Consider the following 1,170-nt stretch of genomic DNA (forward strand, 5'->3'; position numbering starts at 1 on the left):
CGTCCAAGTGCGCGGTCATGGCACTGTCGCTGGTCCACAGACCCCACGCCATCGACGTGGCGGGCAGTCCCTGGGCCCTGCGCGACCGGGCCAAGGCATCCAACCACGCGTTGGCGGCGGCATAGTTGCCCTGCCCCGCCGTACCCATCACACCCGCCGCCGAGGAGAACAGGACGAAGGCCGCCAGATCGGCGTCACGCGTCAGCTCCTCCAGCAGAAGCGCGCCGTCCACCTTGGGGCGCATGACCCGGTCGATGCGCTCGGAGGTCTGCGCGGTCAGGACGCCGTCGTCGAGCACGCCGGCCGCGTGGACGACGGCGGTCAGCGGGTGCTCCGACGGGACCTGGGCGAGGGCCGCGGCCAGCGACCCGCGGTCGGCCACGTCACAGGCGGCGAAGGTCGCCGATGCGCCCAACGCCTCCAGTTCTGCCGCCAGTTCCTCCGAGCCGGCGCGGCCGCGGCGGCTGAGGAGGAGCAGGTGCCGTACGCCGTGCTCGGCCACCAAGTGCCGGGCCAGCAGGGTACCGAGGGCGCCACCGGCGCCGGTGATCAGGACGGTGCCGTCCGGATCCCAGCCCGGTCCCGCTGCTTCCGGGGTCACCGGGGCCAGCCGCGGTGCGAAGAGCCGGCCGCCGCACACCGCCACCTGCGGCTCGCCGGAGGCGACGGCCAGGGCGATTTCTTCCCGGGAGGTCACATCGGCGATCACGATCCGGCCCGGGTGCTCGGCCTGCGCCGAACGCACCAGACCCCACACCGCCGCCGTCGCCGGATCCGGCGCCAGCGTCATGTCACCGCGGGTCACCACGACCAGTCGCCGGCCCTCCGACTCGCCGTCGCCGACGAAGCGCTGCACCAGGGCGAGTGCCTCGCCGACCCGGGAACGGACGTCACCGCCGGGCTCGACGAACTCGACCACATCCTCCGGGGAGACCGCGAACGGGCCCTCCGGGGACGGCACTTCGGCCCACCGAAGCTCGTACAGCGGATCACCGGCCGCCGCCGACCCCAGCTGATCCCGCGACATCCGCTGCAGACGCAGCTCGTCCACCGTCACCACGGGCAATCCGGCACCGTCGAACGCCGCCACGCGCACCGGCCCGTCGCCCTGTCGAGACAGCCTGACCCGCAGCGCCGAGGCGCCCACCGAGTGCAGCCGCACCCCGTTCC

Annotated in this window: 1 protein-coding gene; it reads right to left on the reverse strand. The window is 73.9% G+C overall.

Features of this window, described 5'->3' with window-relative positions; translation table 11 throughout:
- A partial coding sequence (locus I5Q34_RS32770; RefSeq protein ID WP_199896143.1) for a beta-ketoacyl reductase occupies positions 1 to 1,170 on the reverse strand: 1,170 nt, incomplete at both ends.

Origin of the sequence: Streptomyces sp. AV19 (assembly GCF_015999245.1) — a bacterium.
Lineage (GTDB): Bacteria > Actinomycetota > Actinomycetes > Streptomycetales > Streptomycetaceae > Streptomyces.